General features: G+C 60.4%; 6 protein-coding genes and 2 pseudogenes. 6 read left to right on the forward strand and 2 right to left on the reverse strand.

Features of this window, described 5'->3' with window-relative positions:
• Positions 1-140: 140 nt before the first annotated feature.
• Positions 141-548, reverse strand: a complete 408-nt coding sequence (locus HU770_RS19345; protein ID WP_261871932.1) for a reverse transcriptase/maturase family protein — start codon at positions 546-548, stop codon at positions 141-143.
• 47 nt (positions 549-595) lie between these two features.
• Here HU770_RS19345 and HU770_RS19350 point away from each other — a divergent pair.
• From HU770_RS19350 to HU770_RS19370, 5 genes and pseudogenes are all read left to right on the forward strand, one after another.
• A pseudogene (locus HU770_RS19350) lies at positions 596-1213 on the forward strand (IS66 family transposase); the annotation flags it as partial.
• Positions 1214-1416: 203 nt separating this feature from the next.
• Positions 1417-1731 (forward strand): annotated as a pseudogene (locus tag HU770_RS19355) (isochorismatase family protein); the annotation flags it as partial.
• The gene (pncB, locus tag HU770_RS19360) at positions 1728-2927 is read left to right on the forward strand and encodes a nicotinate phosphoribosyltransferase (RefSeq protein ID WP_186665026.1); all 1200 of its coding nucleotides are present in this window, start codon (positions 1728-1730) and stop codon (positions 2925-2927) included. The pseudogene HU770_RS19355 and the gene pncB, both read left to right, overlap by 4 nt.
• 81 nt (positions 2928-3008) lie before the next feature.
• A complete protein-coding gene (locus tag HU770_RS19365; RefSeq protein ID WP_186659415.1) occupies positions 3009-3245 on the forward strand; it encodes a hypothetical protein in 237 nt (78 codons plus the stop codon).
• 12 nt (positions 3246-3257) lie between these two features.
• A complete protein-coding gene (locus HU770_RS19370) occupies positions 3258-3950 on the forward strand; it encodes a YetF domain-containing protein (RefSeq protein ID WP_033697298.1) in 693 nt (230 codons plus the stop codon).
• A gap of 89 nt (positions 3951-4039) precedes the next feature.
• Here the strand turns inward: HU770_RS19370 and HU770_RS19375 are convergent, their stop codons facing one another.
• On the reverse strand, positions 4040-4927 hold the full coding sequence (locus tag HU770_RS19375) for a LysR family transcriptional regulator (protein WP_033697297.1): 888 nt from the start codon (positions 4925-4927) through the stop codon (positions 4040-4042).
• A 112-nt stretch (positions 4928-5039) separates the two neighbouring features.
• Between HU770_RS19375 and HU770_RS19380 the strand changes: the two genes are divergently transcribed.
• Entirely contained in the window at positions 5040-6101 is a 1062-nt protein-coding gene (locus HU770_RS19380; protein WP_033697296.1) for a YeiH family protein, read from the forward strand.
• Positions 6102-6149 lie beyond the last annotated feature (48 nt).

Here is a 6149-nt window from a genome sequence, read left to right on the forward strand (position 1 = left end):
ACGCCATGAGATCAATGTCCCTCGGTCTTCACAACTGAATTTGAGCAGCCACTTTCCGATCACGGGAATCGGTTCGTGCCTACGCTTATGCAGTTGTCTGCGTATCTCTTTGAGTGTTGCTCTCATCCGCTTGGCGATGGTCACCCGCCCGACCTCGAACATCCCATTCTTGGCTTGACTACAGAAATGCGTGAACCCGAGGAAGTCGAATGTTTCTGGTTTTCCTTCCCCACGCTTCTTGCGATCTTACCTTGTGGTGTGCCCTGCTTCGCAGAAATTCGCTTCCCGTTTTCGAGAACACCTGTGCGCAGCCATCGTGCTATCAGTGCTAACACTCGTCTATCCGCAATTCGGTGTTGCAGGAAACACATCATCCACTCGTGATCAATGGTGTCGAAGAACGCACAAATATCCACGTCCAATAGCCACCGAACTCGAGCAGTCTGTATCCCTACCGATAAAGCATTCAGTGCACCGTGCTGCCCTCGACCAGGGCGAAACCCATATGAGAGTCCAAGGAAATTCTGCTCATAGATGGCGTTGAGCACTTGTACGACGGCGGCTTGGACGATCTATTTACGGTTGCCGTGGTTGTGTCGATGGCTTGCCGCTGCACCGTTTTGAAACGGTGCTGAGCCGACACGGTATCGAGATTTCATGTCAGACCATGGCGCGCGGGGTGATTCAGTGCGGTGAGCACCTGCAACCACTGCTGAATCTGATGCGCGACCGGTTGCTGGAAAGCCCGGTCATCCATTGCGATGAAACCCGCGTCCAAGTTCTTAAAGAACCGGATCGAGACCCGACCAGCCAATCCCGGATTTGGGTGCAAGCCAGTGGGCCACCGGATCGGAAAGTCGTGCTGTTCGACTACACCCCCAGCCGTGCGCAGGAGGTGCCGTTGCGCTTGCTGGAAAGTTATCGCGGCTATGTGATGACGGACGATTACGCCGGCTGGAGCGTTATGTGGAGGCTGGGTATTTGCCGATCGACAATAACCCGGCAGAGCGCGCAATAAAGCCATTTGTGATTGGCCGCAAAGCCTGGCTGTTCAGCGACACGCCCAAGGGTGCCACCACCAGTGTTCAGCTTTACAGTTTAGTCGAGACCGCCATGATCAAGGGCCAAGAGCCCTATACGTGGCTGCGCCACGTCGGTGGCAGATTATGAAGCGCTGTTGCCGTGGAACTGTTCACCGGAAATGCCACGGTAAAGGATGGCCTCACCTTGCGGTAGGTGGGGGGTTCATGGATCGCTTACCCAGCATTGGTACGCGTCAGGTGAGTCAAGATGGAGAGACCTAAGGTGTCGTTCGGTGGGCACGCCGGGTTGGTTTCCAGATCGGGGTACCTACAGGAGGTGGGATTGCGAAGAAGCACCAGGTGGTGAGGTGACTAGATTGAAGTCGGTGTTCTCCTGCACCCCTACGGCGCCTGCTACCACGACTTGGCCGAACGCCGCTCCACCGGGGTCATCGAATACCTCACCGTGCAACAGGTGGGGGCCGTCATCGTCGGCGGCCTGGCTTTGGACTACTGCGTCAAGACCACTGCCCGCCAACTGCGCCAGGCCGGTTTCCAGGTGCTGCTGTACCTGCCCGCCTGCCGCGCCCTGACCCAGGAAGGCGCCATCAGCGCCTGCGGGGCGCTGGCTGCCGAGGGTGTCATCCTCTGCGGCGACGAGGCCGCGCTCGACCACCAGCTCGCGTTGATCAAGGAAGACCGCCCATGAATGACAGCGTATTCGGCCCACGGATCATCCAGAACCTGCTGGACACCGACTTCTACAAGATCACCATGATGCAGGCGGTGCTGCACAACTACCCCAATGCCGAGGTGGAATGGGAGTTCCGCTGCCGTAATGGTGAAGACCTCTCCCCTTACCTGGCAGAAATCCGCTACCAGGTCGAGCAACTGGCCGAGGTCACCGTCACCCACGACCAACTGGCGTATCTGGAGCAGATTCCGTTCATCAAACCAGACTTCATCCGCTTTCTCAGCCTGTTCCGCTTCAACTTGCGTTACGTGCAGGTGGGCCTGGATGACGCCGGGCAGCTGGCGATTCGCGTGCGTGGGCCGTGGCTGCACGTGATCCTCTACGAGATCCCGCTGCTGGCGATCATCAGCGAAGTGCGCAACCGCTACCGCTACCGCGAGGTGGTGATGGAGCAGGTGGGCGAGCGGCTGTACCAGAAGCTCGACTGGCTCAAGGCCGAGGCCAGCGCCGATGAGCTGGCAGGCTTTCAACTGGCCGACTTCGGCACCCGGCGGCGCTTCTCGTACCGCGTTCAGGAGGCCGTGGTGCACACCCTCAAACGCGACTTCCCGGGCCGCTTCGTCGGCACCAGCAACGTGCACCTGGCCCGCGAATACCAACTCAAGCCCATCGGTACCATGGCCCACGAATGGTTCATGGCTCACCAGCAACTTGGCCCGCGGCTGGTCGACAGCCAGGCGGCCGCGCTGGATTGCTGGGTACGCGAATATCGCGGGCTGCTGGGCATCGCGTTGACCGATTGCATCACCATGGACGCGTTCATGGGCGATTTCGATTTGTACTTCGCCAAACTGTTCGACGGTTTGCGCCACGACTCTGGCGACCCGCTAGCCTGGGCAGAGAAGGCCATTGCCCACTATGAAAGTCTGGGCATCGACCCGCAGGGCAAGACGTTGATCTTTTCCGATGGGCTGGACTTTGCCAAGGCACTTGGCCTGTACCGCGCGCTGCATGAACGGATCAATGTGAGCTTTGGCATCGGCACCCATCTGACTTGCGATATCCCAGGAGTCGTACCGATGAACATCGTGATCAAGATGACGGCCTGCAATGGTGCGCCGGTGGCGAAGATCAGTGATAGCCCGGGCAAGACGCAGTGCCGGGATGAGAGCTTCGTGGCTTATCTGAAGCATGTGTTCAAGGTAGCTTGAGCCCTGTCACTGTGAGCGCCTACTAGAGTGGAAGAGGTGTATGCGAAGCGGTCAAGCGAAACGGTTATTGGAGTCCAACCCATGAAAGATCAGATCACTAAGCTGGATGAAACCCTAGAGGGGCTCGCTCAGATCGCAGATGAACTCGAACGCCAAGTAGCCCCATGTCCAGTGACTCGCCTTTTGCTTATCGCATGGTTAACCGAGTGGGTGCGAGGCCCGGAAACCCAGGCTGCGTTGAAGCGAGATCTTCCTTGCTTGCCTCAATCATTGAAATCGGCCTATGCGGTGTGGATTCACCACAGCGGTGGCCGCTAACGAGGAAAACGAATGGTATCTTTCGACCTTCAACGGATGCTGCTGGGCGATCTGCCTGTGACCTTTCTTCTGGAGGTCGCCCTTAGGGTCTTGGCCGCATTTGCAGCCGTCTTCTTCTTCCTCAAATTCAGTGGCCGACGCGGAATCAAACAGCTCTCCCGCTTCGAGCTGGTCGTTATTCTGACCCTCGGCTCCGCTGCCGGCGATGTGACCTTCTACGAGGATGTTCCGCTGCTGCCGGTGGCCCTGGTCTTCTTGACGCTCCTGTTGCTGTATCGGGGTACGGTCTACCTCATGAAGCGGAGCAAGACGTGTGAAGCCTGGATTGATGGATTGCCGATAACGGTGGTGAAGGACGGAATGTACGAGATCCATTCGCTGCGCAATATGAACATTTCCTCGAATGAACTTTTCATGGAACTACGCCAGCGCGGTGTAGAGCACTTGGGACAGGTACGTTTGGGCTTGTTGGAAACTGACGGTGAGCTCAGTTTGTATTTCTATGAGCCGGAGGACACCAAGGCGGGCTTGTCAGTGCTCCCTTTCGAGCATCGTCCGCAATACTCCTCACCACCTTCTGCCGGCCTTTACTGTTGCGTGGGCTGTGGTTTTCCAACCTACCATGGGGCGCACGACTCGGTCGCATGTGAGCGCTGTGGCCATGTCGTTTGGTCCCCAGCGCTGGACACGCTACGCAATCGTTAGGCAGCGTGCTCAGCCTCGACCTTGGCCCAACGCTATTGACTGCCGTCGAAGCCGGGCGGCGCGCGAAATGCATTGGGCGCCCGCAAGACCTAACCCACTTCAAGCTCCCCAACGCACAACGCCATAAACCGTGCCGCCGCCCGCGAAGGCGTGGCGGCATGGGGCATCAGGATGGAAAAGCGCCTCACCAGTGGCTGCGGCGCAATCCGCAGCCGCCGCAACGCGCCATCCTCATGGCGAATCGACATGGCCGACACAAAGCCGATGCCCATCCCCGCCCGCACCGCTTCCTTTACCCCCTCCACGCCAGCAATTTCCAGCCCCACGCGCATCGCCACGCCACTGCGGGCAAACGCGCGTTCGACAATCTGCCGCACCCCTGACCCACTCTCGCGCAGCACCAAGGGGTAGGCCCCCACAGCCTCCAGGGTCTGCGGCTCGTCACCTGCCAACGGATGGCCACTGGGCACGATGGCGACGATCTCGTCTTCACGCCACGGCGTCACCCCCGTGCCCAGGGGCAGCTCCTGCCCGGGGGGGCCTTCGATCAGGGCGATGTCGACACTGCCCAGCGCGGCGACGATTTCTGCGGTATTGCCATTGGAGGTACTCACCGACACGTCGGGGTAGCGTGCATGGAAGTCGGCGATCAGGTACGGCAACAGGTAGCTGGCCGGGGTGGTACTGGCGCCGATGCGCAGTGTGCCGCGCTCCAGGCCGCGCATAGCCTCGCGCAGGGCTTGCGCCTGGCGAAAGGTGTCGCGCAGTCGCTCGGCATGGGCCAGCAGCTGCTCACCCGCAGCTGTCAGCCGCACGCCACGGCCGGCGCGTTGATAAAGCGGTTCGCCGAACGCCTCCTGCAGCAACTTCAGCTGCCCGGACACAGCCGGCTGCGACAGGTGCAACGCCTGGGCCGCATGGCTGATGTTGCCGTGCTCGGCAACCGTGGCGAACGTTATCAGTTGTTCTGGGGTCATGAATTGAAAATATCAGCAAAATGGATACTCCACATCCTAAATTACGATTTTTTATAAGCTTATAACCAGATTAACGTAGGCCTTGTCGAAACACCTTTTCCGGAGGACTCACATGGCCACGGCTCCGTCCCACCCCGCCTATACGCCTACCCTCTCTACCCGAGGGCGGCTCAATGGCATCCTGTTCGTCGCGCTGTTCGCGCTTGCCGTCACCCAGCTGGCGGCCTTGCCCGCCATCGCCAGCCTGGGTATCAGCCCCTTGATCGTCGGCATCGTTGCCGGTGCCTTGTATGGCAATGCACTGCGCGATGGCGTGCCGGCCAGTTGGGCGGCGGGCATCAATTTTTCGGCGCGCGGGCTGCTGCGCATCGCCGTGGCCTTCTTCGGCCTGCGGGTCAGCCTGCAGGAAATCGCCGAAGTCGGCTGGTCGGGGCTGACGGTGTCGCTGCTGGTGGTGGTCAGCACCCTGCTGATCGGCCTCTGGTGTGGCATGAAGCTGCTCAAGCTGGACCGCGACACCGCGCTGCTCACCGCCGCCGGCAGTGCCATTTGCGGCGCGGCTGCGGTGCTGGCCTTCGAGTCGGCGCTGCGCAGCGCTCCGCACAAGAGCGCCATGGCGGTCGGCAGCGTGGTGCTGTTCGGTACCCTGTCGATGTTCCTCTACCCACTGGCGATCAATGCCGGCTGGCTGCACCTCGATACCTTGGGCGCCGGGCTGTTCCTGGGCGGCACTATCCATGAAGTAGCCCAGGTGGTCGGCGCTGCGAGCAACGTCAGCCCCGAGGCTACGCACATTGCGACCATCGTCAAAATGACCCGGGTGATGCTGCTGGTGCCGGTGTTGCTGGTGGTGGGCTTGTGGATCAGCCGCGCACGCCAGCCTGGCCAGGGGCAAGGCAACGGGCGCATCGCCATGCCCTGGTTCGCCTTCGGCTTCCTGGCGCTGGTGCTGGTGAACTCGCTGCAGGTGCTGCCTGGCAGTGTGACCCAGGTGGTGAATACGCTCGACACCTTTGCCCTGACCATGGCCATGACAGCGCTGGGCATGGAGACGCGCTTCAGCCAGATCCGCCAGGCGGGGCCACGGGCGCTGATTACCGGGGCAATACTCAACCTGTGGCTGGTGGGCGGTGGGCTGGCCATTACCCTCGGGGTGCAAAAACTGCTCGGCTGAACAGGGTGTAAAGGCTACCGGTACCGACTTCACTCAGTTGCTGCACTT

Source organism: Pseudomonas sp. SWRI68 (genome assembly GCF_014269165.1).
GTDB lineage: Bacteria > Pseudomonadota > Gammaproteobacteria > Pseudomonadales > Pseudomonadaceae > Aquipseudomonas > Aquipseudomonas capeferrum.